Raw genomic sequence first — 26,822 nt, forward strand, 5'->3', positions numbered from 1 at the left:
GACTTAAAAAAATAGGGTTGTTACATTCCTTTAAATGAAAATATTCATTAAGGAAATCAGCAAGTGAAACTTCAAAAGAAAGAATTGAAGCAGTTATCGTCAAAAGACGTTAAAGTAATTGCTGGTGGAACTTCAGTGAGTAAGGCGCCGCCACAAATGGCGAGGATGATGCTTTTACAGCGAGGATGATGCTTTTACAGCAAGGATGATGCTTTTACAGCAAGGACGATAACACTTTAAAGAAGGGTACAGGCAAATATGAATGAAATTCTTGCCTATGTTGATTGGGTATTTAGAGCATTGTTTTCATTGGTTGTTCTCTTTTTAATGGTCATTTTCTGGGAAAGAAAGTTCAGCCTGTTTTTTGGTGGTAAAAGTAGTTTAAGAACTAAAGCCGATCATACACTTCACTCTTGTTTCCTTACCGCGCTATGCACGGTGGTGTTTTTTATCATAGGCAATATACTTTCTGATCACATAATAACTTTACCGATGGAAAAAATTGCACTTCGCCGATTATATTACTTTTTAGGTATGGTTAATTTAACCTTTTTCTTTGTTTCTTTATTTTTACTGCATGCTATAAGGCAATGTGGGTTTTCAAATATTGCAAGGACTGTGTCATATTTAATGTTTATTGAATTATCTTTGTATTTTATTCAACTAGTAGTGCGTGGGTACTTAGATATTAGCTACAGTATACTAAACTCATTCGTTGCTGCCTCTTTTTTCATATGTAATATTATTGCTTTTATCATATTAATAAGTTATCCAACTAAATTGTTTCTAGGTAAAAAGCATTTTGACTTAGGTAATAGGTGAGATAAAGAGGTTTAAGTTGTTGGTTTGTTTGTAATTTAACCTTTTTCTTTCTGAAAATACACTCTCCTAACCGATTTTCAATTAGCCGCGTTACTCTACTTGTTACCTTTTCAATGGTATTAAATTTAGATACTTAATGGTGTTGTTTTTTAATTTTTTTTCTTTTGTGTTAGGCTTTTTTGATTTTAGCACTGGTTTTAATTGTTTTTTGTGTTGGTTTAAATCAGAGTTTTATAAGATTGCTTTATATTAAAGATAAATGTAAATCTCTTAAGTAGTTAACACAAGAACAAGCCAGCTGTTTAGGTCATCTTTGGCCAACAGGCATCTTTTAATAATGGACGAAGTAATAGTTGATACTTATACAACATTGAGATGTGCTTTTACTAGAGGGTTTTTCTTCTAAGGACATATTCCGTGGCCTCGTGTTTTAACTGTCAAGCGAAGTAAGAATGGAGGACGGTGGCACTGACTTTAGTGGTGAACTTCCAAGGCCTGTCTTTAGTGGTCATGTTGAGGCTGAAAGTTAGCGCTACCTCTGTTTTGCTAGTGCCTTCAATATCGTCTTCCGCTAACATACGGTGTGTCAGGGGCGTATACCGCCATTACAGATCCTGTACTTTCCTTTCACCTTATTGATGGTTTTTTACTGAAAGTTTTACTTTCGTTGTGTATAATTACGCCCTTGGATTTCTCGCGAACTATGCATTTATAGCGTGTTTCGTTAGATTTTAATTTTCGTTTTTCAATTCTAAACGATGCTATTTCTAATCCCTAAGATGTTGATTTGTCCTACCCAGTTGAGGGTGACTGTAGTGTCTAATTCAGTCAAATTCGAGGGGGTTGAGGCGGATTGAGGTTGTATGCAAAACTCAGATAAATCAGGCACTAGCCCAGTAAACACCAGTGATTCAGCGTTTAGGCGCTTCTCCGTTGCACCGATGCTAGATTGGACAGATAGGCATTGTCGCACTTTTCACCGTAAGCTAAGTAAGCATGCGGTGTTATATACAGAAATGATCACAACGGGTGCAATTATTTTTGGCAAAGGTGATTATCTGGCATTTGGTGAGCATGAAATGCCAGTAGCATTGCAACTTGGTGGCTCTGACCCAAAAGCTTTGGCTGAATGCGCTAGGCGTGCTCAAGAGTATGGCTATAACGAAGTGAATCTGAACGTAGGTTGCCCATCTGATAGAGTGCAAAATGGACGTTTTGGTGCATGTCTAATGGCTGAGCCAAATTTGGTTGCCGAATGTGTTGCAGCGATGAAGGCTGAAGTGTCGATTCCTGTGACAGTGAAAACTCGTATTGGAATTGATGAGCAGGACTCCTATGAATTTTTAACCAATTTGATTGAGGCATCTCACCAAGTCGGGTGTGACGACTTTATTATCCATGCGCGAAAAGCGTGGCTTCAAGGCTTGAGTCCAAAAGAAAACAGGGAGATCCCACCACTGGATTATCCACGTGTATATCAACTCAAGCAAGACTATCCACACCTACATGTGAGTATTAATGGAGGTGTAAAAACACTGGATGAGTGTTTACATCACTTAGATCATATAGATGGAGTGATGATAGGAAGAGAGGCCTATAGCAACCCATTTTTGCTGTCTCAAATAGATGAAAAGCTATATGGGGACGCGCCATTTACTCAGACTAGACATGAGATTGTCCGCAGCATGTATGACTATTTTGAGCAGGAAATGACTCGTGGTGCAAACTTCTGGCATATCGCAAGACATATGCTAGGTATTTTCCAGAATCAGCCTGGTGCACGCGGCTTTAGGCGTCACCTATCTGAAAATGGACATAAAAAAGAGGCAGATATCAGTGTTATGGAAAAAGCGCTGACATTTGTTCCTGAGCACAAATAAGTGGCAGTGGCCAAAAAGACTACTTTTTGGCCTTTTCAACTACAATTTAATAATCCACATTTTTTCTCCCCTCTGCTTTTTATACTAATTATCTGATAATTAAATGATTTTATCATTGGCACAAAGATTGGAGTGTTAAAGTCACTATATGTTACTAAGGAACATGTTATGGCTTTAATCGACCGCATAGAAGATTTAATCAAAACAGAAATAAACACTTTATTGGGGAAATCAGCGCTCTCTGTAAGTTCAGGATCACGCATGAAGACGAGCGTGTCGAGAATTCAGTCCCTCATTGCACAGTTAAAAGTCGAAGAATCTGTTGTTCGCCGACAAATCGCAAGTTATGAAAAAGCTATAAATGACTGGTATGAAAAAGCACAATTTGCGTTAGAGAAGGGGCGGGAGGACTTAGCTAAAGCGGCTTTGCGTGAAAAGCTAACATGCGAAAATAAAGTACAGCAAGTGCAGCAGTATGCGCAGCAGCTATCAAATTCTCTCAGTGAGCTTGAAAATGAATACGCTGTATTACATTCACGCACTGAGTCTACTCAAGTAAAAATGAATCGATCAATTCGAGAAGAGTGTCTGTCAGCAAGATTGAAGTTAAAGCAGGCTTTGCACAGTCCTGTGGTACGAGACTTGGCGTCTCACATAACGAATTGGGAAAACCGATTAATCAAAACGGAAGACAATTCGTCACAAGGAGCACAATTCGAAGATGGGCAGACAAAGAAAGTAAAATTTGAATTCAACACTCTGCTGAGGCAAGAGCAAGTTTCTTCTATGTTGCAGGCACTGAAAGACAAGGCTACCGCTGCACCGACAAATAAAACATTGTCAAACTAAGGAGTGAATATTATGTACTCAGATAGAGTTAGAGATTCAAAGCATCCCGCGGCACAAAAGAAAATTGCTGGTGTTTGTGTTCAATTAGGAACGCACTTCGATTTACCTGTATGGCTCGTCAGATTGCTTGTTGTATTGCTGGCACTAAAGTTTACTTGGCCATGCATCATAGGATATGGCATTGGGTGGTTATGTATGTCAAATAAGAAGTAGAGGGTGCGATGAAAATTATGGCATTTGTTATAAGCTCCTTGCTGGTTTTATTGTTATTTTCATGGTTGTCGTTTCCTTTAACAACACTTGGTTTATCAGAGCTATTTCAAGGGCTAGGGTGGGTTGGAATTGAGCTATTTGGCTTTTTGATATTAATGATAGTTGGATTTGCAATTGTGGCGTTACTCAGTGTAGGAATACTGGGTGTCGGGTTAGTTGTGCTCATTGGGCTAGTATTGGCGTTTTTATTTAACTCCGCCATGATTGCAATTCCACTTTTCTTATTGGTGACATTAGCTTGGCTAGTGTTTGAAAAAAGTTCTGAGCACTGATTGATTGAGGAGAATACCCACATAATTTACTGTGAATTCAGTATTCAAGCGCTGTATAATCAAAGCGTCTAATACTGTTTTAATCAGAATTAAGGAATCCAGCTATGCGCAAAGCTTTTGCATTTGTATCACTTTTGTCGTTTTCTTGCTTAGGGGTCGCTCACAATCATCAACATGACGGGCATGAACACCACCACCATGCAACACAAGATTCAGCAAATCTTCAGGTATCACAAGCAAAAATTCGAGCTTTTTTACCGGCTGCAAAGTCAACTGCGGGTTATATGACGGTATTTAATAACTCAGAGAAGCCGATCACGATTGTTAGTGCAAAAATAGAAGGTCTAGGGCGCGTCGAAATTCATGAGCATATTCACAGCAATGGAATGATGAAAATGCAGCCCGTTAAAGCACTTGTAGTACCTGCAAAGCAGCGCATTGAATTTAAGCCAGGAGGGCATCATTTAATGGGGTTTGATCCAAAAGTTAAGTTAAAAGTAGGCGAAACCCGTAAACTCACACTATATTTTTCTGATGGTGAGAAAGTTGAAAATGAAATAAAGGTTGTTTCGTTAAAAGATGCATTTTCAAGTGAGTCACACCATCATCATCATTAGGAGTTAGGATGAAAGAATACAAGGGCAAGGTATTTGCCGCGCTGTCAGGTGTGCTGATTTTAGGTTATGTATTGGCAGTATATTGGAGTTTTGAACCTGAACAATTTGATGTTGTAGAACGCGCTAAGTTACGTGCTGATGCTCAAGGGACACCCTTAGTGACGGGATATGTTACTAGCAATACCTTGATTGAAGTGATGCAAACATTGTTGGATAAACCAGGTGGGTATCTATCTAATGATGTACTACCTCCGAGTGTATTAATGGATAATATGCCTGCATGGGAGTTTGGTGTTTTAGAGATGTCTAGAGATTTAGCATTGTCTATGCGAAAAGATTTTAGTCGCTCACAGTCACAATCGACGGAACATCCGAGTTTAAAAAAAGCGCAACCGAAATTTAATATTAGTTCTACAGCTTGGATATTACCCAGCGCGGAAAGTGAGTATCAAGCGGGCATTAATTATTTACATGAATATCAAGCGCAAATTTCGAATCAAAATCAGGTCGACAGCCAGTTTTATGCCCGGGCTGATAATTTAAGAGGGTGGCTCAAAGAGGCTGAAAAACGCCTTGGTAGTTTAAGTCAACGACTTAGTGCCAGTGTCGGACAAGAAAGAATTAATACCGATTTGGCAGGAGAGTCAACGGCTGTTCAAGCGACAGCTGGTGCTCAACAGTCTATGGTAAAAACATCATGGTGGAAAATAGATGATGTTTTCTACGAGTCTCGCGGTGCGACTTGGGCATTAATACACTTTTTAAAAGCAGTAGAGCATGACTTTTCGGATGTGTTAGGAAAGAAAAATGCCAAAGTTAGCTTGCAACAGATTATCAGGGAGCTAGAAGCTACACAGGAAACTGTTTGGAGCCCGGTAATTCTAAATGGCAGCGGCTTTGGGTTTGTAGCCAATCACTCTTTGGTGATGGCAAATTATATTTCTAGAGCAAATGCAGCTCTTATTGAACTCAGTGAACTTTTAGCGCAAGGATAAAAAAATGAAAAAGTATTGTTTAGCGGCAGCGTTGTCTTTGGCTTGCCTTACACCTGCAGCACATGCTGATACTTTATTAGGTTTATATTTAGGAGCAGAAGGGTGGCAAAATGACCCCGAAGGCAGCTTTGCTGAAAAAGGTAATCTTCAATCATTCGATTTTGAAGATGAGACATTTTCAAGCTTTTACGCTGCCTTAGAGCACCCTGTGCCACTGGTGCCTAATGTTAAGTTGAAATACACTGAGCTTGAGCTGGTGGGTAGCACGACGTTGACAGATACGTTTGAATTTGGCGACAGCAACTTCACAGTCGGCACAAAGGCAAACACAGTCGCAGATTTAAATCACATCGACTACATTTTTTACTATGAGTTGTTTGACAACGATTTAGTTTCTTTTGATTTTGGTATTAATGCTAAACAATTCGATGCTGATGTTACCGTAACGGGTGATGTAAATGGCACGACGGTGACTGAAACTGTCGACTTTTCAGGCTTTGTTCCTCTTGGTTATTTGAGAGCTGAGGTTGGTTTACCATTAACTGGCCTGAGTGTTTTTGCAGAGGGTAGCTTATTGGCAATAGACGATAGTAAAATCCAAGACTATCAAATTGGTGTCGCTTGGGAGTTTATCGATAACCTAGCGGTTGATGTTGCCGTGAGAGCTGGGTATCGTTCTCTTGTTTTAGAGTTAGACGATATCGACGACTTTGATTCTGACATTGATGCGTCAGGTCCATTTGCTGGTTTACAGGTTCATTTCTAAAAACTGAGCGAAGCAGCATGTTTAAGCCCTGTGATAGCCAAACGTTGTCACAGGGCTTTTTGTTATCAATTCTATTCGAAAGTGAGTGTGAACTCCTCTTCCAGTGTTTTATTAAGTAACTGTCGATAAGTTTTGTTGACGGGTGTATTGATGAGTTTTTTCAGTTCATCCCCTGTTTGTGTCAATTTATAGTAGCTGAGTACGAGATCGTTGCTTTTGGCCTCAAAGTTTATTTTTTTGTTTTGATAGATGAGCGTGAGGGATTGGCCTTTTTGAAGGCTTGTGGATTCTATTTCCTGTCGATACATCAAATTAATATCCATCAGAGTCAGGATGTGTGGGAAGCTTAAGCCTGCTTGGGCCAGATTGATTGTTTCTGTGCTTCCTTTTCTCAATAAGTCTAAAATTGAAGGCTTTTTGTAGTATCCGAGGATAATCAGATAACTGTCTTCTTTTTCTAAATAACCACAAAGAGATGCGCACTTTTGCAAAGCTTCTGCTTCTCGTTGGGTCATCAATTTGAGTGTCTGTAAGCTCTTTATTGAAAAAGTGCCTGGGGCTATGGACTCACCAACTAAAATCTTGGCCCATAGTTTTTGCATTGTATGATTAGCAATATCTTCCGCAAGCGAAATGAAGTGCTCTAACCAGTCGGGGTCGGGTCGACCGCGACTGGTGACATCTGGGCACAGAGAAAGCGACATCCCCATTACAGCCTCAATATTTTGTTGGCGCTGAATTTTTTGCAGTTGCTGTCTTTTTAAAGCGCGCTTTAGGGGGCTATGCTGGCTTTGTACAAAAAAGCTAGTTTGCTGGGCCGTATTTGACGTCGCATAGCGTCCACCTGATTGCATGGGCTTAGCTTGTTTAATCATTGCATAGCCGAGCTTTTCTTCTATCAGTAACGCTAAGCTAGAACGGGCTTGGGCGCTTTTAATTGTCATTTTTCATGCCCCATTTGTTGTAATTTGAGCTGTGAATTCATTTCATTGACTGCAGTTTGTACTATTTTTTCTAAATAATGTTTGGTAAGCAATGCATTCAAACCACCAATGACAGGAGAAAGCACTTCGCCTTGGATCGTGATGGTGATATTTTGGGTTTTTTGTTGTAGGAGGATACACATTTTGGCTTGGTGCTCTTCATGAAAACGCAAGTGATACTGAAGTTCGCTGCTTTGCTTTTCAACCAATGTTGCATCAACTCGGCCTGCTGAGTGTTTGAATGCGACAAATCCCCCCACTTTTTCCGCATTTTGTGTCGACAGCAGCTGAATTTTACTAGACTGTAAAACACTGAAAGCTTGCACCCAATTTTTTGTCGAAAGCATAAACGGCGCTGCATTCACGTGCTCACTAGGCATGGGGGCTGAGACTGTAATTCGGTAGGTGGTAGGCAGCATATTTACAATGATTAAGCTAATAAGTAAGCTAAAAATAATCACTTTTAAAGCCGTTTGAATGAATTGCACCCTGCCTCCCTCTGCGTTTTATTTGCACCTCAACAAAGCGCAAGTATTTGAACATCGTCTATAATATTACTTAGGTGTTAACGAATGTAGATCGCGATAGTAAAAACCTATCATATTTTATAAGATGAACCATAGAGAAAGCTGCTCTTGCAGAATTGATGTGATTAAGCATAAGGTGGATGATGGCGTCTGAGCAAGAAGATTTTTTGTTTGCAGATCAAGAGGTTTCCCATGATACCCAGGAAAATGTAACGGGTTACTGGGATGTATTGGTTGTTGATGACGACCCAGAAATACACTCTGTGACTAAGCTTGCCTTATCTGGTGTCGAGTTTTGGGGGAGAACGTTAAGGTTCCATCACGCATACTCTGGTAAAGAAGCTGTGGAATCACTGCGGCGCAGGTCAGAGGTGTGCGTCCTTTTACTCGATGTGGTCATGGAAAGTGATGATGCTGGGCTAAACGTTGTAAAGCAAGTTCGCGAAGAAATTGGCAACCATGCTGTGCGCATTATTTTGCGTACAGGGCAACCGGGGTATGCACCTGAAGAAAAAGTTATCCGCGAGTACGACATCAATGATTACAAAATGAAAACCGAACTTACACGTGGTAAGTTGGTGACTTCGTTGATGACCGCAATCAGATCCTACCAGCAAATTTGTGAATTAGAGCAGCAAAGTGTTGCACTGACTAATATCCTTGACGCATCTCAAGCCATTTTAGGGCACACCGATATGGTGTCTTTTGGTAAGGCTGTGGTGTTGCAGTTGGCCAAAATAATTGGCGCTCAAGAAAGTGGCTTGGTTGCGGGTATCAGCAGTGGATCTCGCGTGATTATTTTTGGTGGTACAGAGCAGTACGACGAATTCATTGGCGAGGGCCTAGAGCAACTCGACAATGGACGAGTAATTATGCAGGTTCAAAATTGCTTCGATAGAGAAGTCCATCAACACACTGGGCATGACATTACTTTTTTACTCAAGGGTAAGAGTCGCAAAGCAGCCATATTTTTAGAGGTTGACCACGCACCGAGTGCCTCGCAGCTTCAGTTTGCTGAGATTTTCTTAACTAACGTAGGTGTTGGCGTTGATAATATCAAACTCATTAATGAATTACGCGATGTTGCCTACAAAGACACTCTGACTCGTTTGCCAAATCGCGCCAATTTTGTGGACTTAATTGCTCAGCACTACAGGCCTAACGGCAGCGATGAGCTGGTTTTCGTACTATTAGATATTGCTCAGTTTTCTGATATTAACAATGGGCTTGGTCAAGAAGTTGGTAACTTACTGCTGCTGGCTGTTAAAGAGCGATTATGTATTGAGTTTCCTCAAAGTAAGTTACTCTCAAGAATTGGTGCTGATGTCTTTGGTTTGTTGTTGCCGACACATACTTTTGATGAACAAAACTTCATCGATATATTAACAGTGCCCTATCAGGTAGGTGAGCACGTTTTAACAATGCACTTTCATATTGGTGTATGTCGACAAGCCGATTTTCACCATTTAGGTCTTGAAACACTAAAATTGGCTTATATTGCATTGAATCAGGCCAAACAAGCGAACAAAATTTTAGATTGGTATACCCCAGACTTAGAAGAGAAAATGGCTTGGCGTTTGGGTTTAATTCGCCAGCTAAGGCAAGATTTTGAACTGCATAAATTAGAAGTTTGGTATCAGCCGCAATTTAGCTTGGAGACCAACAGAGTTATTGGTTGTGAAGCGCTTTTACGTTGGCCTTCGGGTAATGGCGACTATATCTCTCCGGGAATTTTTGTTCCACTAGCGGAAGACTCAGGTCTAATTGTGGAAATCGGCCAGTGGGTGTTAGAGCAAGCTTGTAAATTACAACAGCAATTAAGTACTCAAAATATTGATATCAGTGTTGCCGTGAACGTTTCCGTGCCGCAGTTCAAAGTCAGTAACTATGCTGAACAAGTTAAAAATACCATTCTCAGCCATCAAGTCGCGCCAGAAAAAATCGAGCTTGAAGTAACCGAAAGTGTGGTAATGGATGAAATCAAGACGGTTATAGAAACACTGGGTGAATTAAAGTCATTTGGTGTGGAAGTGGCCATTGATGATTTTGGCACAGGCTTTTCTTCTTTGAGTTATTTACAGCAGTTACCGTTAGCGAGATTAAAAATCGACCGAGCTTTTGTAAAAGGCATCCCTGATTCTGATAGTGGTGCAATTGCTGAGTTGGTGATTTCATTGGGGCGTCATTTAGGCTTAAAAACAATTGCAGAAGGCGTAGAAACTCAAGAGCAGGCGCAGGTGCTTAAAAAGCTTGGATGTGATGAGGTCCAGGGGTTTTTATTAGCAAAACCGATGCCTAAAAATGAACTGTTGGAGTTTTTGGGGGCTGCCAACAACACTGAGCGTGGATAAGCGCTCATTGGTTTTACCTAGTGTTGTGTAGCTTGCAATGGCAAATAAGCCGCTATTCGTTATTCTATTCTTAATTATGGCTAAATTTTAGATTAATAATTACAAAGGTTTAGTGTTCTTAGCTTATATTCACGTCAGATATAGTACGGTATAGAGTGTCGCTGAGGTATAATAGATGCCTTGCAAATTTTATGAGCCGTCACTCTATGAATACATCAAAGTCCTCAGGGCTTCAAGCTGAGCGTTCGCTTTTTTCATATCCCAAATATTGGGCAGAATGTTTTGGTCCTGCGCCATTCTTACCTACGTGCCGTGCTGAAATGGATGCATTAGGATGGGATAGCTGTGACATTATTATTGTTACAGGTGATGCCTATGTTGACCATCCAAGTTTTGGCATGGCCGTGATTGGCCGAGTGTTGGAAGCACAGGGGTTTCGCGTTGGAATTATTGCACAACCTGATTGGTCAGATAAAACTGCGTTTGAGTCATTGGGTAAACCAAATTTATTTTTTGGTGTGACGGCTGGCAATATGGATTCAATGATCAATCGTTATACTGCGGAAAAGCGTATTCGCCACGATGATGCATACACGCCCGGCAATATCGGTGGCAAACGGCCGGATCGCGCTGTTGTAGTATATAGCCAGCGTTGTCGAGAAGCGTATAAAGATGTGCCAGTTGTGATCGGTGGTATAGAAGCGAGTTTACGCCGCATCGCACATTATGATTACTGGCAGGAAAAGGTACGTCGCAGTGTTATTTTTGATGCTAAAGCGGACATTCTAATCTATGGAAATGCAGAGCGCCCGCTGGTTGAGGTGGCACATCGCATAGCCAATGGCGAGTCAATGGACACGATTCAGGATGTGCGCGGTACTGCGGTTATTCGTAAGACGCCGATAGCTGGCTGGCGAGGTAGTGATTCAACTGCCATTGACAAAGTTGGCAAAATTGATCCTATTCCGAACCCTTATGGTGCGGACGACGTAGGCTGTAGTAAATCTGAGTTTGCTAAAGCTGGCGTTGACCTTCAGAGTGATATGGCCAAGCCCATCACAGTGCAGCCACCAAGGCTTAAACCTTGGGAGAAAGTGTACGTAAAATTGCCTGCTTTTGAGCAGGTGAGTGTGAATAAGCCTCTCTATGCTCATGCTTCAAGGATCTTGCACCAAGAAACGAATCCGGGGTGCGCAAGAGCCTTGTTCCAGCGTCACGGAGATCGCTCTGTGTGGGTTAATCCACCCGCTTTTCCATTAGAAACGGAAGAGATGGATCACGTATTTGGTTTGCCATATCAGCGTATTCCTCATCCGGCATATGGAGATGACAAGATCCCTGCATACGATATGATCAAGACATCGGTTAACATTATGCGTGGTTGTTTTGGTGGGTGTAGTTTTTGCTCAATCACAGAGCATGAAGGGCGCATCATTCAAAGCCGTTCAGAAGAGTCAATTATCGAAGAAATTGAGCAAATACGCGACAAGGTTCCGGGCTTTACAGGTGTGATTTCAGATCTTGGCGGACCAACGGCGAATATGTATAAATTGCGCTGCAAAAGTAAAAAAGCTGAGAGTACATGTCGTCGTTTATCTTGTGTGTACCCTGATATTTGCAAGCATATGGATACCGACCATACACCAACAATAGACCTTTATCGCAAAGCCCGAGATGTCGAAGGAGTCAAAAAGATTCTAATCGCGTCAGGTGTTCGTTACGATCTGGCTATTGAAGATCCTCGTTACGTAAAGGAGCTGGTGTCTCACCATGTGGGTGGATACTTAAAAATAGCCCCTGAGCATACTGAGAGTGGTCCGCTTTCGAAAATGATGAAGCCGGGTATGGGCACTTACGACAAGTTCAAAGAGCTGTTTGATAAGTACTCTAAAGAAGCCGGTAAAAAGCAGTATCTCATCCCTTATTTCATCTCAGCACACCCAGGGACAACGGATGAAGACATGGTGAATATGGCGCTGTGGCTAAAAGCGCATGACTTTAAGTTGGATCAGGTGCAAAACTTTTATCCTTCTCCGATGGCCAATGCTACGACCATTTACCATACCGAGATGAATTCGCTGCGAAATATAAAAAATAATCATGAAGAAGTAGCTGTTCCAAAAGGGGCAAGGCAACGCCGCTTACACAAGGCTATTCTGCGCTATCATGATCCTGCTGGCTGGCCACAAATTCGCGAAGCACTGAAGAGTATGGGCAAAGCACATTTAATTGGTCGTGGCCCAGAGTGTTTGGTGCCTGATGAAAACAGCCGGAGTAAGTCGTCTAAACCGGGGCACAAGCGAGGCAATAAAGCGCTGACCAAGCACACAGGCTTTAGTCAGTTTAATCAAGCAAACACCAAGCCGAGAGTCGGCAAAAACAAACGCAAGCCAAACAAGAGTAAACCAACTCATCATTAAAAAAAGCCGCGTGATGCGGCTTTTTTTACGACTTAAAGCGTGAAGTTGAGCTTATTCTTCAGGACGATGTGGTTTACCTGATGTGATCCACTGGGGTGCAGGCATACCACGCAGGTAATGATCAAAGTACTCCATCATACGGACTGAGAAGTCCACTTGATTTGGGAACTGCTTTAAATGATGTGGTTCGCCTTCATACTGCAAGAAAATAGCGTCTTTGTTATGGCGGCGCAGTGCCAGATAGTACTGGATCCCTTCTTGCCAAGGTACAGCGCCATCTTTATCGCCAAACATCAGTAAAATAGGTGTATTTACTTTATCGGCAAAAAAGACTGGAGAGTTTTCAATATACAGCTCAGGTGCTTCGGTTAAAGGTTTACCAATGCGACTTTGTCCTGTTTCATACTGGAATTGACGTGCTAATCCGGATTTAAGACGGATACCGCTGTAAGCTGAAGTCATATTCGACACAGGTGCGCCTGACACAACGGCCTTAAACATGTCTGTTTGAGTGACGGCAAATGCACTTTGGTATCCAGCCCAAGAGTGACCTTGTAGGCCAATTTTTTGCTTGTCAGCTATCCCTAAGTCAATGAGCTTTTGTGCAGCGTTGATAAGGGTTTGCGTTGATGATGGACCTGGCTTACCAATCTCAAAGCGGATATCTGGTAAAAATACTGCGTAGCCATTCGAAGTAAACATTGGGAAGTTTGGTCTATGATTTAGTTCCATCTTCGGGAAGTCGTACATACGCTGGCTCATATAGCGGTAAAAATAGATGACGACAGGGAGCTTTTGACCTGGCTGATAGTCAGCTGGCTTTATCAGCACGCCTTGCATTTGTTCGCCGTTATAGCCTTTGTATTGAATTAACTCTGGTTTTTGTCCCCAGGCAAAGTTTTTAACTTGTGGGTTTAGGTTGGTAACTTGTTTTGGTGTATTAAAATCACTGTTTGACTGCCAGTAGTCAGGGAACTGGTGGTAGCTTTGCTGCGTGAAGATGACTTTATCTGCGTGTTTTGCTTTTTTCACTAAATCAAAACGCGCAGCTCCTTCTAAGACGGTCTCGATCGCACCAGTTTGTAGGTTAAGCTTTGCAATATGGGTTTGTTTATTTTGCAAATTGTGAGCAGACAAAAAGAGCGTTTCATCCGCTGCAAAACCCACTTGCTTCTTATCGAGTTTGATCACTCTGTAACGGGTATTACTCTCTTTACCCGATGTGAGCCTTTTGGCTTGGCCTGTGACGCTGTCAAAAGCCCAAATGTCATATTTGCTGTATGCATAAAGGGTACTTCCATCTTTTTGCCATCCAGCAAAGCCGTAGCCAGGGTTAGGCTCCGGGTAATCATGTTGGTCATCAGCAAAAATTGCTGTTCGCACAGCTTTGCTGACCGCATGCTCTTTTTGCTGGTGCAAATCTTTTAACCAAATTTGGTCATTTAGAAAGTAAGCGGCATGTCTGCCAGAAGGAGAAAGGCTTGGCTTGTTTGGTGAGTCTTTAACGATATACCCTTTTGCGCCTGTACTTACTTTGACGGCATAGTAATCAGCATAAAACCCGCCATACATGATTTTTTCTAAGTAAGGCTGGTCGTTTTTACCTAGCAAGTAATCCGCTTCAGTATTGAGTGTGATATCGCGAACGGTCTCATCAGCAAGCTGCACGACTTTTTGTGATTCAATGTGGTAAACCGCTTGATACTGACGCTCTCGATTGGTTTTTTTCCAAGTATTTTGTTCTCGAGTTTTGATCTCGGGGTCGTTGTTGTGCCAAATATTTATGCCTGACTGCTGGCGAATAGTATCAAAGTCACGTAGCGAAGCTGAGTCGTCATATTTTAGCTTTTCGATTTTGTCATCGAGTAGTGGACGGTTGTCGAAATAGAGCCGTTCGCCTTGCTCTGACCATTTTAGTTTAGCCGTTTTTGAACTATACCAACCACTTGGACTTTCTATCTTGCTCAGTTTGTCTGTTGTTGCATCCCACAGAGTGACATCATAGCTGCGGCGGCGCTTATCTTCATTGACGTAGTTACCTAAATTAAAGGCAACAATACTAGAGTATGGATGCCATGCTATGGCACTGATCGTAACTCCAGGTTCGCTAAACAATGGGCTCGTTGTCTTATTATTTAAATCTAGATATTGCACTTGGTTTTTGGCGCCAGTACTGTCATGTTGGCTAAACAATACCCCGTACTCGGCTGGACTTAGTCCGTAGTTGACGACGTTTTCAAAGCGCTGTGTTTGTTGAGACGCAAGATCAACAATAACCAAAGTGAGCGGTTTATCTTTTTTATCTGCATTGATTTTAGGCGCATCAGCCTTGACGTTTTTGTCTTTTTGCTCAGCTTTACTGTCTTCACGATAAGCAAGCCAGCGTCCATCATCACTCAATTGATAGTCTTTTACGTGATTAAATACGTGTTGCTTTGCTGATTGCGTGTTGACCAATACTAAATTATTTTTTAAAGATTTTTTTTCTTTTTTACTGGCTGTTTCCGATTCTAGCAAGGGTGGGACTTGCATAAATGCGGCCCATGTAGATGATTTATTTAGATGTGCCTTAGTACCTTGCTCTACCGTTGCAATAAGCTTATTGGTTTCCAGGTTATAGACTTGTCCTTGTGCGTCACCACGGTACGGCTTAGCACTTAGGGCTAAGAACTTGCCGTCCTCAGCAAGTTGAGTTGTCTTTGCATATTTAAAGTCAAAGACATCGGAAAATTCGAGTTGGGCTTTATTGGCCACAGCTTGGCCAGACAATAAAGCCGCTGCAATGAGCGAGTAAGTAAACTTCATAATTCTGTCTGTTTGATTAATTATTTGTATCTTTGTAACACTTTTAGCAGTCAAACAAAATCATGGTGCGTTGTGTGGAAGTGAAAAACCGATGGAAGCGGCTATGTACCGCTTCTTATTATAACCAGATGCGTTGTAATTCTTGCCAATGGTTGTTGAATGTCGCAGTTGGCTTCGCTTTAAAATCGCTGCGTACAAACTGATTCATTTTACCTTCTACATGGGCTAAAAATAAATTGGCCAGTGCGGCTTCATCGCTATTGAATGCTTTGCCTTCACGCAACTTTCTTTCTCTTAATACTTGCTTGAATTGTGTCTCAAGCTTTTCAAATAGGCTTTGCACGCGCTCTCTTAGACGCTCTTGCTCACCTTGAAGTGCATCCCCAGTCAGGATCCGTGTGATCCCAGGGTTTTTCTCTGAGAAGGTCAATAACAAGTGGAGAATATTATAGATACGACTTTGTGTATCCTTTTCGTTTTCTAAAATAATATTGATACGCGAGAGCAGTGTGTCTTCAATAAATTCAATCAGCCCCTCAAACATTCTAGCTTTGCTTGGGAAGTGGCGATAGAGAGCTGCTTCAGAGACGCCGACTTCAGCTGCGAGCTTAGCTGTTGTGATCCGTTGACCTGGGCTAGTTTCAAGCATTTGCGCAAGAGATTGAAGAATTTGCTCTTTGCGATTACTGCGTTTAGTCGCTGGCATGAACTTTCCTTTAATAATTATCGTTATTCTGGTCTGTATGGTGTATTTTTATTAGGTCCATACTTAGTAAAGACCTATGTTAATGTTTTATTCAGCTTCTTTCCAGCCTTTTAACACTAGGTAAACCAAGTTTACCAGCAATTGCTTTAACGACAGTAAGTGCTAACTCTTTTTTGTTGGATGCAGGCAAAGATTGTTGATCATTTTCCCAAAATAACGTTAAAGCATTGTTATCTGAGTTAAATCCAAGCCCTTCTTGTGAAACATCATTGGCACAGATCATATTAAGCTGCTTGTTTTTCAGCTTACCCAGAGCATACTTTTTAACGTCTTGGGTTTCAGCTGCAAATCCGACGGTATATGGCCTATTTTGTGTCAGCGCAGCTACTTCAGCAATGATGTCGGGGTTTTTAACTAAGGCAATGGTCATTTCGTCACCTTGTTTTTTAATTTTTTGCTCAGAGATATCCGCGGCGCGATAATCGGCAACAGCTGCACAGCCAATAAAGACATCGGATTTTTCAGCAAGTGTTATAGCTGCATCGCGCATCTCTACTGCGCTATTGACATAGATGACGTCTACGCCTTGAGGTGCCTGTATATTGACTGGACCTGAGATTAAATTTACGCGTGCCCCCAAGGCGCGGGCTGCTTGTGCAAGGGCATAACCCATTTTCCCAGAGCTGTGGTTCGTGATATAGCGCACGGGGTCAAGTGCTTCTCTTGTAGGACCTGCGGTAACTGTAAAGACTTTGCCATCGAGTACCTGAGGAACTGGGCTGAGTTGTGCTGTGCAGTGTTCTATGAGTTCCATGGGTTCTAACATTCTTCCCTTGCCAACATCGCCACAAGCTTGCTCACCGCTGCCCGGCCCCCATATTGAAACTCCAAATGATGTTAAAGTGGCAAGGTTTTGTTGAGTTGCTGGGTGGGCATACATCTGTTGATTCATGGCCGGTGCAATAGCGACCTTGGCGGGTGTTGCAAGTACCAATGTGGTTAATAGGTCATCGGCGATCCCATTGGCCATTTTTGCGATAGTGTTGCATGTCGCTGGTGCAATTAAAATGAGATCAGCCCATTTGGCAAATTCGATGTGCCCCATTGCGGCTTCAGCTTGAGGGTCAAGCAGCGAGTCTGATACGGACTCACCTGAAACAGCTTGCATGGTGAGTGGCGTAATAAAGTGCTTTGCCGATTCAGTCATAACAACTTTCACTTCGCATTGTTGTTCTTTTAGACGCCTTACAAGTTCTGCGCATTTATACGCTGCAATACCGCCACTTATACCCAATACTATTTTTTTGCCAGATAAGTTCATCTTCACATTCTCACAACTCAAACTGAGTTAAAGATATCACAGCCTTCGGGCTGTTTTGAATCTTCTCATGAAAAGTCAGTCATTAACTGAACAAAGGATAATCTTTGAGCGTTTTTTTTATCCTCTTACGTGCTAAATAATGAGTCATTGTTAGCTTCAATGAATGTTATATCAGGGAAAGGGTATGCAATTGACACAATTACCGAAACACACCAGGCCAAGAGAGAAATTGTTATCAGATGGCCCGAGCGCGCTCAGTGATGCAGAGTTGTTAGCGATTTTTCTACGTACAGGGGTCAAAGGAATGAATGCCATTGAGCTGGCAGATTCTTTGTTATCGCAGCGGCAATCATTACAGAGTTTATTCAATACATCACTTGAAGATTTTCTAGCGCTTAAGGGGATGGGTGAAGCGAAATATGCGCTCTTTCAAGCTGTGCTTGAATTGTGTAAGCGTTATTTGAAAGAAGGGTGTGAGCGGGCGTTTAAATTTGAAAGCCCTGCGCAGGTGCATAACTATTTGAGTTTTCAACTCAAAGGGCTAGAACATGAAGTCTTTATGGTTTTATATTTAGATAGTCAAAATCAGCTAATAAAGGACGAAGTGTTATTTCGTGGCACGATTAACGCCGCCTCTGTTTACCCAAGGGAAGTGGTAAAAGCGGCATTGAAACATAACGCTGCTGCTATTATCTTTGCTCACAACCACCCATCAGGAGTGTGTGAACCGAGCCAAGCAGACAAAGTTTTGACTGAAAAATTACGAAAAGCTTTGGCACTTATGGATATCAAAGTGTTAGATCATGTCATTGTGGCAGGAAATCGCTGTATATCTTTCGCAGATAGGGGCTTATTATGAGCTTTTATTGACCATTTTTTGGCTGCAAACCGTTATTTCGCTTAAATTTTATAAAATAGTTTAATTTAAATGCAGTTTTTACTTTCCACAACGGCCTATGATCATTATAATTGGCCGCTATCAAATTTTACCCATGAGCTGACTAGGATATCATCAGATCCTTGATCTCTGCCTGCAGATGCTGTATAAAGAGCGCCCTTTGATTTTACCCGGGGCACACCAGTGTAAGGCCTAAGGGGAAATTAAGCTCGAGCGAAGTTATTGGAGATACATAGACATGTCTAAAGTCTGTCAAGTTACAGGTAAGCGCCCGGTTGTTGGTAACAACCGTTCACACGCGCGCAACGCAACTAAGCGTCGTTTCCTACCTAACCTACAAACACACCGTTTCTGGGTTGAAAGTGAAAAGCGTTTCGTTACTCTACGTACTACTACTAAAGGTATGCGTATTATTGATAAAAAAGGCATCGACGCGGTATTAGTAGATATCCGTGCTCGCGGCGAAAAAGTATAAGGAGCTAAATCATGCGTGATAAGATCCGTTTAGTTTCAACTGCTGGTACTGGTTATTTTTACACTACCGACAAGAACAAGCGTAACATGCCTGAAAAAATGGAGATCAAAAAGTACGATCCTAAAGTACGTAAGCACGTGATCTTCAAAGAAGCAAAAATCAAGTAATTTTGCTTTAAGAATTGAAAAACCCAGTCTCGTACTGGGTTTTTTGTTGCCTGAAATTAAGTAACTACGCGGGATTTAAAGTGTCAACGCATGTATGTCACCCTGCATTGGCTTTAACTCGACATAGGTAATTGTCTCTGGACTAGTTCTGATTGAATACTGGTGTAAAAACCCACTTGGCTGGGAAAGTAGTCGCAGTGTTTGGCCGGTATCCAAGTCATATTGAAAAATACCTTCCTCAGGCTGATAAAAATAAATGCGCCCAGCTATAATGCGCCAGTTGAGCCAATTGATGTTTTTCACGTTTGGCAGCACTAACTGCTCTTGCCCTGCATTCAAAGTCCACACGCCACTGACATGCCGTTTTGTAAAGTACAATTGATCTTGATAGTAAAAGCCGCTGTACCCACCTGCGTGAGTTAATTGTAAATGCTGCTTTGTACGACGATCAAATAACCAAAGTTGCCAGTCACCTCGTTTATTGCTGCTGTAGATAATTTTATTTCCACCATCATGATAATTGGCAACATATGCCTTGTGCTTGGCTGCAAAAACCTGCTTTACAATCTGTGAGTCTAGTGACAACTCAATCAAGGCACCTTCTTTTTCGAACAGCAGTTTTTTTTCAGTGGGGTGTAGCTCAAAGCGACGAAAGCCAAATTCAAAAGGAAGCGCTAATTTGGTGGCTCGGCCATTTTGTAGTACCCACAGGTCATGCTGTTGTTCTGCATCCGAAATGAATATAAGGTCACCTTCTTGGGTTTTTTGCGGTAGTCGGTTGAGCGCGGCGTTGTCGAATAATGTGTGCCGTTGCTTGTTTTCCAAGTTGAGCTCGATGATTTTAGAACTTGCATGATATTGACTGAGCAATAACATTGTAAAATCATTTACTTTGGTAACAGCAATAGATTCAATAGGATGACTCAAATCCTTGAGCTTTTTTATTTGCAGCGTATCAGTATGAAGCTTATACAATGTTTTTTGAGCATTGAAAAAGAGTTGGTCGCCGTCTACGTCCCAGCTTATTGCTTTGATAACACCAGCAAAGGGCACTGTGTGAATGGGATTTAAAGTATGACTATCTACAATGTGTATTTGTGTTTGATTAGATTCCAGATAGCGGACAAATGCCAAGGTATGTGTATTCGGGTGTGCGGCAAGTAGATAATCCCCTTGCATATCAAGATTCTCAGTAGGCAGTGAGACCTGGCTTAATGTTTGGCTGTGAATCAAAAACTTAAATATGGTGTATGGATGAGCATTATTTTTACGCGATCGAATGAAGAGGGCTTGATCGTCGAATTGCCAAGCCAACTTGATGTTATTCATGCCTTGGCAATCCATGATATCTGAACTGCTATGCGTGCTGAGATCATATAGCGCCAGCATACAGCTTTCCTCTTGCTGCATCACATACGCAATTTTTTGGCCTGCAAAATTCACATTGAATGCGTGTAAGCCATCAACTTCAATTGGCAGCCGTTGCGTCTGATTGGTCGCTAAGTTTTTCAAATATACTTGCCGGGTATTACTGTCATAGCGAGTCGACAGGTATGCAATTTGTCCATTTTTGGCTGCGCTTAACTGTGTTTCAATGCCTTCATGTGCGGTGATCCGCTGTAATTGAAGTGGTGTTGATTCTGCAAACTTTTGTTTTGATAGCCAAAACATTGCGGCAATGACAGAGAGGCATAATAACAAATACAATACAGTGCTGGCTAAATGCACTCGCGGTTGGTACTTGACCGTTTGTTGTGTGATGACTGTAGCGCAAAAAAGATAGCCCACTTTTGGTTTTGTTTGAATGATTTGAGCTTCGGGTTGCAAGGTATCAAAATGTTGTCGCAACTTAGATATTGCTTTGTTGATGGCACTATCTGAAACAACTTTCCCTTGCCAAGCTAAAGACAGCAATTCATCTCGTGTCAGAACACAATTCGGGTTTAGTACAAAAATAGACAACAGCTCAAATGACTTAGCCTCTAAATATACCTGCTTACCAGCGAGTGAGAGTGTTCTAAGCTGAGTGTTGAAGGTGATCCCATTGATAAGGTAATTCATTATTTGTTTTTGATTTTTATGAATATATTTTAGTAAGCAAAAGCTCACGTTTATTTCTTGTTTAGGTTATGACTTCAATGTACCAGTTCCATTAAGGTCAGGGCAAAGAAAACAGGAGCTTTGATATGAGAATACGGTTTGGTCTTTTTATGTGTGTGTGGTTATTACAGGCATGCAGTAGTGGGGAAGAAAAGCATAGTGAACCTCACAATGCAAATAATGCCAGTCATGAGAGTGAGCAAAGTGTAACCCGATTAACGTTAGATGGTCATCACTACGTAATTGCGTTGCCTGAAGCTGGGCTCAACCCGCACAAAGCATACAAATTGTTACTGGCTTTTCACGGCTCAGGACAAAGTGAAGTCGGTATGCAATCGATGACACGGTTTGAAACGTTCAGTGATGAATACATCGTTGTGTATCCTAAATCAAAAGAAGTTGAATGGGATGAGGGGTGTGGATGCAATATTGCTGCGCGTTTAAAGGCAAATGATGTCAATTTTGTTGTTAAGTTGATAGAAAAAATGCACCAAGAGTACAATCTACTTGAAGGCGAGAATTATGCTGTAGGGTACTCACAAGGTGCGTTGTTTAGCCAAAATATGCTATGTAAACACAGTGCGCTTTTTAAGGCAGTTGCCAGTGTGGGTGCCCCCATGTCTGAACAGCTATCGATAAGTTGTAAAATCACGGAACCGACACACTATTTACAGATACATGGCACAGCTGATCAGGTGTTGCCTTATGACGGCATGTATGATGATAACTTCCCTTTAATTTCTTCACCGCGCGCGATTGAATTGATTGCAGCGCAGAATAAGCTCAACCTAGACTATACAGATATTGAATTGAGTAAATCAGTCAAGGCACGCGTATATCAATCTGAAGCTGGTATACACAACTTGCTGGTATCCATTCAGTCGGGCGGTCATCAGTGGGCGTTTTCGGAATATAATACGAGCCGCGAAGTGTTATCATTTTTTTCTCAACACAGTCAGTATCCTTTTGCTGAAGGATCCGCTTTATATACACTCGACGGCCAAAACTATCATGTCAGAACTTTAGGTAATGAAAATGCCGCGGGAGATATCGTTATCCTCCCTGGAGCCAATAAATTTTTCCACAGTGATTCAGCTTGGGCGGCTTTGATCCAACCTCTGTTAGCGCAGCATAGTCGAGTACATGTGATTGATCGCTTGGGCAGCGCTTGGAGTAGTATGACTGACACGCCTTCATTGGCACGTTTTGCCGCTGATTTACCCTCCCTCTTAACGCTGTTAGAGATTGAAAAAGTCACGTTTTTGGCTTTTGCTAATGCAAATCTAACTACGTTGATGTATTTAGCGGATCCGAATCCGGATGTTTTCGTCAATGGGCTGGTGTGGGCTGATCCGGATATCTTAACGGCGCATTCAATAGAGCTTTATCAAAGCGGCTCTGTAGCTGAATTAAGGGCCTATCCTGCACTTTTCATCGAACACGTTGACGCGGGAAATTGGACAGAAAAAACGATGCAAAGGTTGGCCATAGAAAGAGCTGAAATTGCAGCACTTATTCCTGCGAACTATCAGAGTAATATGGATTGGGCTTACTATGACTTGGTGTCACAGCAGCGCTTAGAGGTAGAAAAGCAAGTGACGCGTATTAAAGAAATGATGAGTTATCACGATGATTTAAATACGGCAAGTGTGCTTGAGAGCGCAATTACTGTGCCTGTAAGCATCATTGATGGTGATTTTGAAAGTCATGATATTGACCTCGCCCACGAAGATGAAAAATCGGCTTTGATAAAGTGGCAGCAAGAGGGGGGCACATGGAGCAAAGCGATCGCCTATAAAACAGGCGGTATTTACTACCCCTTAAACAATGCCAGTCATCAACTTTTCTTTGAACATCCAGATACAGTGATTGAAGCCGTATTAGCAATACATCAAGATCAGTAAGGGCGAGTGAATAAAAAAACCGAAGCGGTTGCTTCGGTTTTTTTATTGCAAAAAGTGATTATGCAAACGCTTCTTGTAGCGGTGGCACAACTTGCTTTTTACGGCTTAATACACCATCAAGCCAAACGCGGCTTTGCTCAGGTGCTTGGCCATAGGCTTTTTCAATAATGCCTTCATCATTTGATGCGATTAGCATTTGTGAGCCTTCTTTCATGATGTCAGTAAGAAGTAGTAATACAGAGTGACGACCGCCTTCTTCTTTTAGTTTTGCAATATCAGCTTCAAGATCTGCTTTGATATCGTCAAATACAGATAGATCAATCACTTCTAACTGGCCAATACCAACTAGGTTGCCGTTCATGTTGAAGTCTTTAAAGTCACGCATTACAAGATCACGTGCTGGCGTGCCTTCAACAGCTGACTTGACTTTGAACATTTCCATGCCAAATGCTTTGAAGTCCTCAATACCGGCAATCTCTGCAAGTACTTCAACACATTTAATATCAGCAGTTGTACACGTTGGTGATTTGAAGATAACGGTGTCAGATAAAATTGCACCTAACATCAGGCCAGCGATACCCTTAGGGATCTCAACGCCATAAAAGTCATACATCATTTTAATAATGGTATTGCTACAGCCCACTGGGCGGATCCAACACTCAAGTGGTGTTGAAGTGGTTAGGTCACCTAGTTTGTGGTGATCTACAACACCTACTACTGTCGCTTCGTCAATGTCATCTGGTGCTTGTGTTTTTTCTGTGTGATCAACGATATAAACTTCTTCACCCGCATAGCTTAATTTAAGCTCAGGGGCTTCGAAACCAAAGCGATCGAGAATAAACTGTGTTTCAGGTGATACATCACCTAAACGTGTAGGGATAGCTTCTTCTCCAATTTGGTTTTTGAGGTAAGAAAGTGCAATTGCACCACAAATTGAATCAGAATCAGGGATTTTATGACCCACTACATACATTGCCATTGACGGACTCCTAAAAAATTTTGTCGCTTATTTTAGCAAAAATTAACCACATTAATACAGTGTCGGAAGGATTTTGGACCTAGAAAATAGTCTAAGCAGAGATTATGAAATCCTTTAGGTCGATGAATTAAATGTACTGCTGCGTTCATCAGCAGGGTATAGTACAGTGATCTAACCAACGAAATAATCAGTATTGATGGAACTGACATGGGACTGAGCCGTAAAGCGTGGAACAATGTAGTTATTTTTTCCATGTTGATCATGATTTTTTTTCTCAACGGGTTACATCACAAATTGAACCCTCAACAAGCTGAATTAACCCGTGTTATGGTTTTGCCAGAGCAGAGCTTTGTACTCGCTATGGCGTATCCTGGCGTCAAAATTGAGCGTATAGGTACAACGTGGCGTATAGATAATAAACTCGTGGAAGGCACGTCATTATCGTATACCGCGCAGGACTTAGTTCAGATTGTACAGATGTGGCAAAATTTGGAATTACAGGCTGTTGAAAAGCAAAAGGTTAACCCTGAATCAGCGATATCCGTAGCAACTTTTTGGTTGGCGGGTGAAGAGCTGCCTTTGAGTTACCAACTTTATCGTGGATCCGACACATATCTGTTGTTTGCTCAACGTCAACAGCATTGGTTGGAACTGAGCGCAGACCAAGCTAAACAATTATTTAAACCGATAGATATATAGTTATGCCAGAATTACCTGAAGTAGAAGTAAGTCGCATGGGTATAGAACCTCATGTCAAAGGGCAAGTTGTTAATCATGTTCGTATCCATAATGGTCGACTGCGCTGGCCTGTGCCAGAAGAGGTCTCATTATTGGAAAACACTGTAATTACAGCTGTGAAGCGTAGGGCCAAATATTTACTGCTGGAAAGTGATGTAGGGACTGCAATTTTGCATTTGGGCATGTCAGGTAATTTGCGTGTCGTGTGTCAAAGTGAACCGTTAAAGAAGCACGACCATATTGAACTTGTGTTTGCCAACGGGTTGGCGCTACGTCTGAACGATCCGCGTCGCTTTGGTGCTTTTTTATGGCAAAACCCACAGCAGCAGCACAGCGTGTTCGCTAAACTAGGCCCCGAACCCCTGACCGATCTATTTGATGCCAAACATTTGTATCAAGCCAGTCGTGGAAAAAAGGTTGCAGTAAAGCAGTTTATCATGGACAACCATGTGGTCGTGGGGGTGGGTAATATTTACGCCAATGAGTCATTGTTTAAAGCCGGGATACACCCTAAACGTGAAGCTGGCAAAATATCTTTAGCGCGTTATCAAAAACTCACGCCAATAATTAAAGACACCTTAGCCGCAGCGATTGAGCAAGGTGGGACGACTTTAAAAGATTTTGCACAAAGTGATGGAAAGCCGGGTTACTTTGCTCAGGAGTTATTGGTTTATGGCCGAAAAGGTGAGCCGTGTGTACGTTGTGAAACGACCTTACAAGAGATCCGTTTAGGGCAGCGTAGCACTGTTTATTGTACTAAGTGCCAACGCTGACCAAAATGATTGTTATGCTTGGTATACGGCAGATTCAGCAGCCTGTGTGCGATAACATAATTGTGAGAGGATCGCCGTCATCTGTGCGATGCGAAGCTCAAAGCTACGTTTGAGTGCGCGCTCATTGCGGGTGTGATCGCCGTCACCATATGGGCCGAAGCCATCCAAAGTCGGTGTACCAGTCGCAGCAGCCGTATTGGCATCGGATACACCGCCTCGGTGCTCAATCGGTTGTTCCTCACCTAAGATCTCGTTGATTTGATCAAGTAAGGTTTGCTGTGCTGACGTTGGTGCCATGACGCCACGTTGCAAGCCTCCTTGTATGTCCACCTCTACGCCTGTGATTTCAATAGCCATACAGATGTTTTCTATGCCTTCTAGCAACCTTTGCTGTTCAGCTTGATTGGTAAAACGTGCTTCAACTTGTAATGTTGCCTTGCCAGAAATAGTATTGGCACCGATCCCACCTTGTACTTTGCCAACGTTTACTGTGCTGCCCGCTTTGAGATCTGTGAGCGAAGTCATTTCTAGTAACATGTTTGCCATGGCAAAGTTAGCGTCAATTCCGTCTCGATAATGGTTGCCTGCATGTGCTGGTTTGCCGGTGACTGTGATGTGATAAGTGGCAATCCCTTTTCGCGCGACGACCAACTCATGGGATTTACCGGCGGCTTCAAATACAAAACATGCATCGTATTGCTTGGCTATTTTCGTCGTCAGTGCCTGACTATCATCACTGCCAATTTCTTCGTCACTGACTAATAACCAATCTATGTTCAGCAGCTGACCAAATTGCTGCTTCAACTGTCTCAGTACATTGAGTGCAACCCAATTTCCGCCTTTCATGTCACATACGCCGGGACCATAAACATAGTTCTCATCCTCGTGAAACTCAGTGAATGACCCGTCTGGAAACACCGTATCTAAATGGCCCAGCAGCAATACCCGTTTTCCTGTGTTACGTGCGGAGCGAAACAGCAAGTGATCGCCGATCAGCTCTCGTTGATAGCGGGTAAGTGAAAACCCTAAAGGCTCTGCCAAAGCAATCATTTGCTCACCGTGTCTATCCACTCCGGCTTTGTTTTTACTGTGCGAGTTGCAGCGTATTAAGTCTGCTAATTCTGCATAGTCCAGATTCATCCTAATCTTCTCCCTGTGAAGGTTTGGCTCATCGTGGCGCTTTTCAGTTGCAGTTCGGTGA

General features: G+C 42.1%; 25 protein-coding genes. 17 read left to right on the top strand and 8 right to left on the bottom strand.

The window, feature by feature from the left end; translation table 11 throughout:
• The first annotated feature begins 63 nt into the window (after positions 1-63).
• The 9 genes from QNM18_RS20630 to QNM18_RS20670 all read left to right on the top strand — a co-directional run bounded on the left by QNM18_RS20630 (position 64) and on the right by QNM18_RS20670 (position 6,474).
• The gene (locus QNM18_RS20630; protein ID WP_284138315.1) at positions 64-189 is read left to right on the top strand and encodes a hypothetical protein; all 126 of its coding nucleotides are present in this window, start codon (positions 64-66) and stop codon (positions 187-189) included.
• 69 nt (positions 190-258) lie between these two features.
• Complete coding sequence (locus tag QNM18_RS20635; protein ID WP_211011826.1) at positions 259-822, top strand: hypothetical protein; 564 nt, start codon at positions 259-261, stop codon at positions 820-822.
• Between the two features lie 863 nt (positions 823-1,685).
• The gene (gene dusA, locus QNM18_RS20640) at positions 1,686-2,702 is read left to right on the top strand and encodes a tRNA dihydrouridine(20/20a) synthase DusA (RefSeq protein WP_284138316.1); all 1,017 of its coding nucleotides are present in this window, start codon (positions 1,686-1,688) and stop codon (positions 2,700-2,702) included.
• A gap of 168 nt (positions 2,703-2,870) precedes the next feature.
• Positions 2,871-3,551: a PspA/IM30 family protein gene (locus tag QNM18_RS20645; RefSeq protein WP_284138317.1), complete on the top strand. Its 681-nt coding sequence runs from the start codon at positions 2,871-2,873 to the stop codon at positions 3,549-3,551.
• A 12-nt stretch (positions 3,552-3,563) separates the two neighbouring features.
• Positions 3,564-3,764 (top strand): PspC domain-containing protein, encoded by a 201-nt coding sequence (locus tag QNM18_RS20650; RefSeq protein WP_284138318.1) that lies wholly within the window; start codon positions 3,564-3,566, stop codon positions 3,762-3,764.
• A 17-nt stretch (positions 3,765-3,781) separates the two neighbouring features.
• Positions 3,782-4,096 carry a hypothetical protein gene (locus QNM18_RS20655; RefSeq protein ID WP_247687445.1) on the top strand — a complete coding sequence of 105 codons (315 nt, stop codon included), beginning with the start codon at positions 3,782-3,784 and terminating at the stop codon, positions 4,094-4,096.
• A gap of 104 nt (positions 4,097-4,200) precedes the next feature.
• Positions 4,201-4,713, top strand: a complete 513-nt coding sequence (locus QNM18_RS20660) for a copper chaperone PCu(A)C (RefSeq protein ID WP_211011831.1) — start codon at positions 4,201-4,203, stop codon at positions 4,711-4,713.
• 8 nt (positions 4,714-4,721) lie between these two features.
• Positions 4,722-5,708, top strand: coding sequence for a DUF2333 family protein (locus QNM18_RS20665; protein WP_284138319.1), 987 nt, complete (start codon positions 4,722-4,724; stop codon positions 5,706-5,708).
• A gap of 4 nt (positions 5,709-5,712) precedes the next feature.
• Positions 5,713-6,474: a TIGR04219 family outer membrane beta-barrel protein gene (locus QNM18_RS20670; protein ID WP_023400743.1), complete on the top strand. Its 762-nt coding sequence runs from the start codon at positions 5,713-5,715 to the stop codon at positions 6,472-6,474.
• A gap of 71 nt (positions 6,475-6,545) precedes the next feature.
• Here the strand turns inward: QNM18_RS20670 and QNM18_RS20675 are convergent, their stop codons facing one another.
• Positions 6,546-7,418, bottom strand: coding sequence for a TIGR03899 family protein (locus QNM18_RS20675; RefSeq protein WP_284138320.1), 873 nt, complete (start codon positions 7,416-7,418; stop codon positions 6,546-6,548).
• Positions 7,415-7,945, bottom strand: coding sequence for a hypothetical protein (locus QNM18_RS20680; protein WP_284138321.1), 531 nt, complete (start codon positions 7,943-7,945; stop codon positions 7,415-7,417). The genes QNM18_RS20675 and QNM18_RS20680 overlap by 4 nt, the downstream gene beginning before the upstream one ends.
• 182 nt (positions 7,946-8,127) lie before the next feature.
• On the opposite strand from QNM18_RS20680, the gene QNM18_RS20685 reads away from it, so the two are divergent.
• Positions 8,128-10,335, top strand: a complete 2,208-nt coding sequence (locus tag QNM18_RS20685; RefSeq protein WP_284138405.1) for a GGDEF/EAL domain-containing response regulator — start codon at positions 8,128-8,130, stop codon at positions 10,333-10,335.
• Positions 10,336-10,526: 191 nt separating this feature from the next.
• Positions 10,527-12,755, top strand: a complete 2,229-nt coding sequence (locus QNM18_RS20690; protein ID WP_284138322.1) for a YgiQ family radical SAM protein — start codon at positions 10,527-10,529, stop codon at positions 12,753-12,755.
• A gap of 51 nt (positions 12,756-12,806) precedes the next feature.
• Here the strand turns inward: QNM18_RS20690 and QNM18_RS20695 are convergent, their stop codons facing one another.
• The 3 genes from QNM18_RS20695 to coaBC all read right to left on the bottom strand — a co-directional run bounded on the left by QNM18_RS20695 (position 12,807) and on the right by coaBC (position 17,587).
• The gene (locus QNM18_RS20695) at positions 12,807-15,560 is read right to left on the bottom strand and encodes a S9 family peptidase (protein WP_284138323.1); all 2,754 of its coding nucleotides are present in this window, start codon (positions 15,558-15,560) and stop codon (positions 12,807-12,809) included.
• 118 nt (positions 15,561-15,678) lie between these two features.
• Positions 15,679-16,266 (bottom strand): nucleoid occlusion factor SlmA, encoded by a 588-nt coding sequence (slmA, locus tag QNM18_RS20700; RefSeq protein WP_023400737.1) that lies wholly within the window; start codon positions 16,264-16,266, stop codon positions 15,679-15,681.
• 91 nt (positions 16,267-16,357) lie between these two features.
• Complete coding sequence (gene coaBC, locus QNM18_RS20705) at positions 16,358-17,587, bottom strand: bifunctional phosphopantothenoylcysteine decarboxylase/phosphopantothenate--cysteine ligase CoaBC (protein WP_211011838.1); 1,230 nt, start codon at positions 17,585-17,587, stop codon at positions 16,358-16,360.
• A gap of 184 nt (positions 17,588-17,771) precedes the next feature.
• Between coaBC and radC the strand changes: the two genes are divergently transcribed.
• From radC to rpmG, 3 genes are all read left to right on the top strand, one after another.
• Positions 17,772-18,446 (top strand): RadC family protein, encoded by a 675-nt coding sequence (gene radC / locus QNM18_RS20710; RefSeq protein ID WP_284138324.1) that lies wholly within the window; start codon positions 17,772-17,774, stop codon positions 18,444-18,446.
• A gap of 277 nt (positions 18,447-18,723) precedes the next feature.
• Complete coding sequence (rpmB, locus tag QNM18_RS20715) at positions 18,724-18,960, top strand: 50S ribosomal protein L28 (protein WP_023397288.1); 237 nt, start codon at positions 18,724-18,726, stop codon at positions 18,958-18,960.
• An 11-nt stretch (positions 18,961-18,971) separates the two neighbouring features.
• Positions 18,972-19,127, top strand: a complete 156-nt coding sequence (rpmG, locus tag QNM18_RS20720; RefSeq protein ID WP_005493124.1) for a 50S ribosomal protein L33 — start codon at positions 18,972-18,974, stop codon at positions 19,125-19,127.
• Between the two features lie 75 nt (positions 19,128-19,202).
• On the opposite strand, the gene QNM18_RS20725 is transcribed toward rpmG, so the two are convergent.
• Positions 19,203-21,188 (bottom strand): winged helix-turn-helix domain-containing protein, encoded by a 1,986-nt coding sequence (locus QNM18_RS20725; protein WP_284138325.1) that lies wholly within the window; start codon positions 21,186-21,188, stop codon positions 19,203-19,205.
• A 125-nt stretch (positions 21,189-21,313) separates the two neighbouring features.
• Between QNM18_RS20725 and QNM18_RS20730 the strand changes: the two genes are divergently transcribed.
• A complete protein-coding gene (locus tag QNM18_RS20730; RefSeq protein ID WP_284138326.1) occupies positions 21,314-23,131 on the top strand; it encodes an alpha/beta hydrolase in 1,818 nt (605 codons plus the stop codon).
• 58 nt (positions 23,132-23,189) lie between these two features.
• On the opposite strand, the gene QNM18_RS20735 is transcribed toward QNM18_RS20730, so the two are convergent.
• Entirely contained in the window at positions 23,190-24,110 is a 921-nt protein-coding gene (locus QNM18_RS20735) for a manganese-dependent inorganic pyrophosphatase (protein WP_023397287.1), read from the bottom strand.
• 207 nt (positions 24,111-24,317) lie between these two features.
• On the opposite strand from QNM18_RS20735, the gene QNM18_RS20740 reads away from it, so the two are divergent.
• Both QNM18_RS20740 and mutM read left to right on the top strand, forming a co-directional pair.
• Positions 24,318-24,809, top strand: a complete 492-nt coding sequence (locus tag QNM18_RS20740; protein ID WP_211011842.1) for a hypothetical protein — start codon at positions 24,318-24,320, stop codon at positions 24,807-24,809.
• 2 nt (positions 24,810-24,811) lie between these two features.
• Positions 24,812-25,621, top strand: a complete 810-nt coding sequence (gene mutM / locus QNM18_RS20745) for a bifunctional DNA-formamidopyrimidine glycosylase/DNA-(apurinic or apyrimidinic site) lyase (RefSeq protein ID WP_211011843.1) — start codon at positions 24,812-24,814, stop codon at positions 25,619-25,621.
• 12 nt (positions 25,622-25,633) lie between these two features.
• Here the strand turns inward: mutM and QNM18_RS20750 are convergent, their stop codons facing one another.
• Entirely contained in the window at positions 25,634-26,761 is a 1,128-nt protein-coding gene (locus QNM18_RS20750; RefSeq protein WP_284138327.1) for a M20 family metallopeptidase, read from the bottom strand.
• Positions 26,762-26,822: the final 61 nt, after the last annotated feature.

The organism is Pseudoalteromonas obscura, assembly GCF_030135505.1.
In the GTDB taxonomy this organism is placed as follows: Bacteria; Pseudomonadota; Gammaproteobacteria; order Enterobacterales; family Alteromonadaceae; genus Pseudoalteromonas; species Pseudoalteromonas obscura.

Bases quoted from the DNA above. Each gene is read 5' to 3' on its own strand.
- QNM18_RS20725 (WP_284138325.1), bottom strand. From the start codon at position 21,188: ATGAATTACCTTATCAATGGGATCACCTTCAACACTCAGCTTAGAACA.
- rpmG (WP_005493124.1), top strand. From the start codon at position 18,972: ATGCGTGATAAGATCCGTTTAGTTTCAACTGCTGGTACTGGTTATTTT.
- radC (WP_284138324.1), top strand. From the start codon at position 17,772: ATGCAATTGACACAATTACCGAAACACACCAGGCCAAGAGAGAAATTG.
- QNM18_RS20685 (WP_284138405.1), top strand. From the start codon at position 8,128: ATGGCGTCTGAGCAAGAAGATTTTTTGTTTGCAGATCAAGAGGTTTCC.
- QNM18_RS20645 (WP_284138317.1), top strand. From the start codon at position 2,871: ATGGCTTTAATCGACCGCATAGAAGATTTAATCAAAACAGAAATAAAC.
- QNM18_RS20650 (WP_284138318.1), top strand. From the start codon at position 3,564: ATGTACTCAGATAGAGTTAGAGATTCAAAGCATCCCGCGGCACAAAAG.
- QNM18_RS20655 (WP_247687445.1), top strand. From the start codon at position 3,782: ATGGCATTTGTTATAAGCTCCTTGCTGGTTTTATTGTTATTTTCATGG.
- slmA (WP_023400737.1), bottom strand. From the start codon at position 16,266: ATGCCAGCGACTAAACGCAGTAATCGCAAAGAGCAAATTCTTCAATCT.
- QNM18_RS20730 (WP_284138326.1), top strand. From the start codon at position 21,314: ATGAGAATACGGTTTGGTCTTTTTATGTGTGTGTGGTTATTACAGGCA.
- QNM18_RS20750 (WP_284138327.1), bottom strand. From the start codon at position 26,761: ATGAATCTGGACTATGCAGAATTAGCAGACTTAATACGCTGCAACTCG.
- QNM18_RS20665 (WP_284138319.1), top strand. From the start codon at position 4,722: ATGAAAGAATACAAGGGCAAGGTATTTGCCGCGCTGTCAGGTGTGCTG.
- QNM18_RS20740 (WP_211011842.1), top strand. From the start codon at position 24,318: ATGGGACTGAGCCGTAAAGCGTGGAACAATGTAGTTATTTTTTCCATG.
- QNM18_RS20675 (WP_284138320.1), bottom strand. From the start codon at position 7,418: ATGACAATTAAAAGCGCCCAAGCCCGTTCTAGCTTAGCGTTACTGATA.
- QNM18_RS20735 (WP_023397287.1), bottom strand. From the start codon at position 24,110: ATGGCAATGTATGTAGTGGGTCATAAAATCCCTGATTCTGATTCAATT.
- coaBC (WP_211011838.1), bottom strand. From the start codon at position 17,587: ATGAACTTATCTGGCAAAAAAATAGTATTGGGTATAAGTGGCGGTATT.
- QNM18_RS20690 (WP_284138322.1), top strand. From the start codon at position 10,527: ATGAGCCGTCACTCTATGAATACATCAAAGTCCTCAGGGCTTCAAGCT.
- mutM (WP_211011843.1), top strand. From the start codon at position 24,812: ATGCCAGAATTACCTGAAGTAGAAGTAAGTCGCATGGGTATAGAACCT.
- dusA (WP_284138316.1), top strand. From the start codon at position 1,686: ATGCAAAACTCAGATAAATCAGGCACTAGCCCAGTAAACACCAGTGAT.
- QNM18_RS20695 (WP_284138323.1), bottom strand. From the start codon at position 15,560: ATGAAGTTTACTTACTCGCTCATTGCAGCGGCTTTATTGTCTGGCCAA.
- rpmB (WP_023397288.1), top strand. From the start codon at position 18,724: ATGTCTAAAGTCTGTCAAGTTACAGGTAAGCGCCCGGTTGTTGGTAAC.
- QNM18_RS20670 (WP_023400743.1), top strand. From the start codon at position 5,713: ATGAAAAAGTATTGTTTAGCGGCAGCGTTGTCTTTGGCTTGCCTTACA.
- QNM18_RS20635 (WP_211011826.1), top strand. From the start codon at position 259: ATGAATGAAATTCTTGCCTATGTTGATTGGGTATTTAGAGCATTGTTT.
- QNM18_RS20660 (WP_211011831.1), top strand. From the start codon at position 4,201: ATGCGCAAAGCTTTTGCATTTGTATCACTTTTGTCGTTTTCTTGCTTA.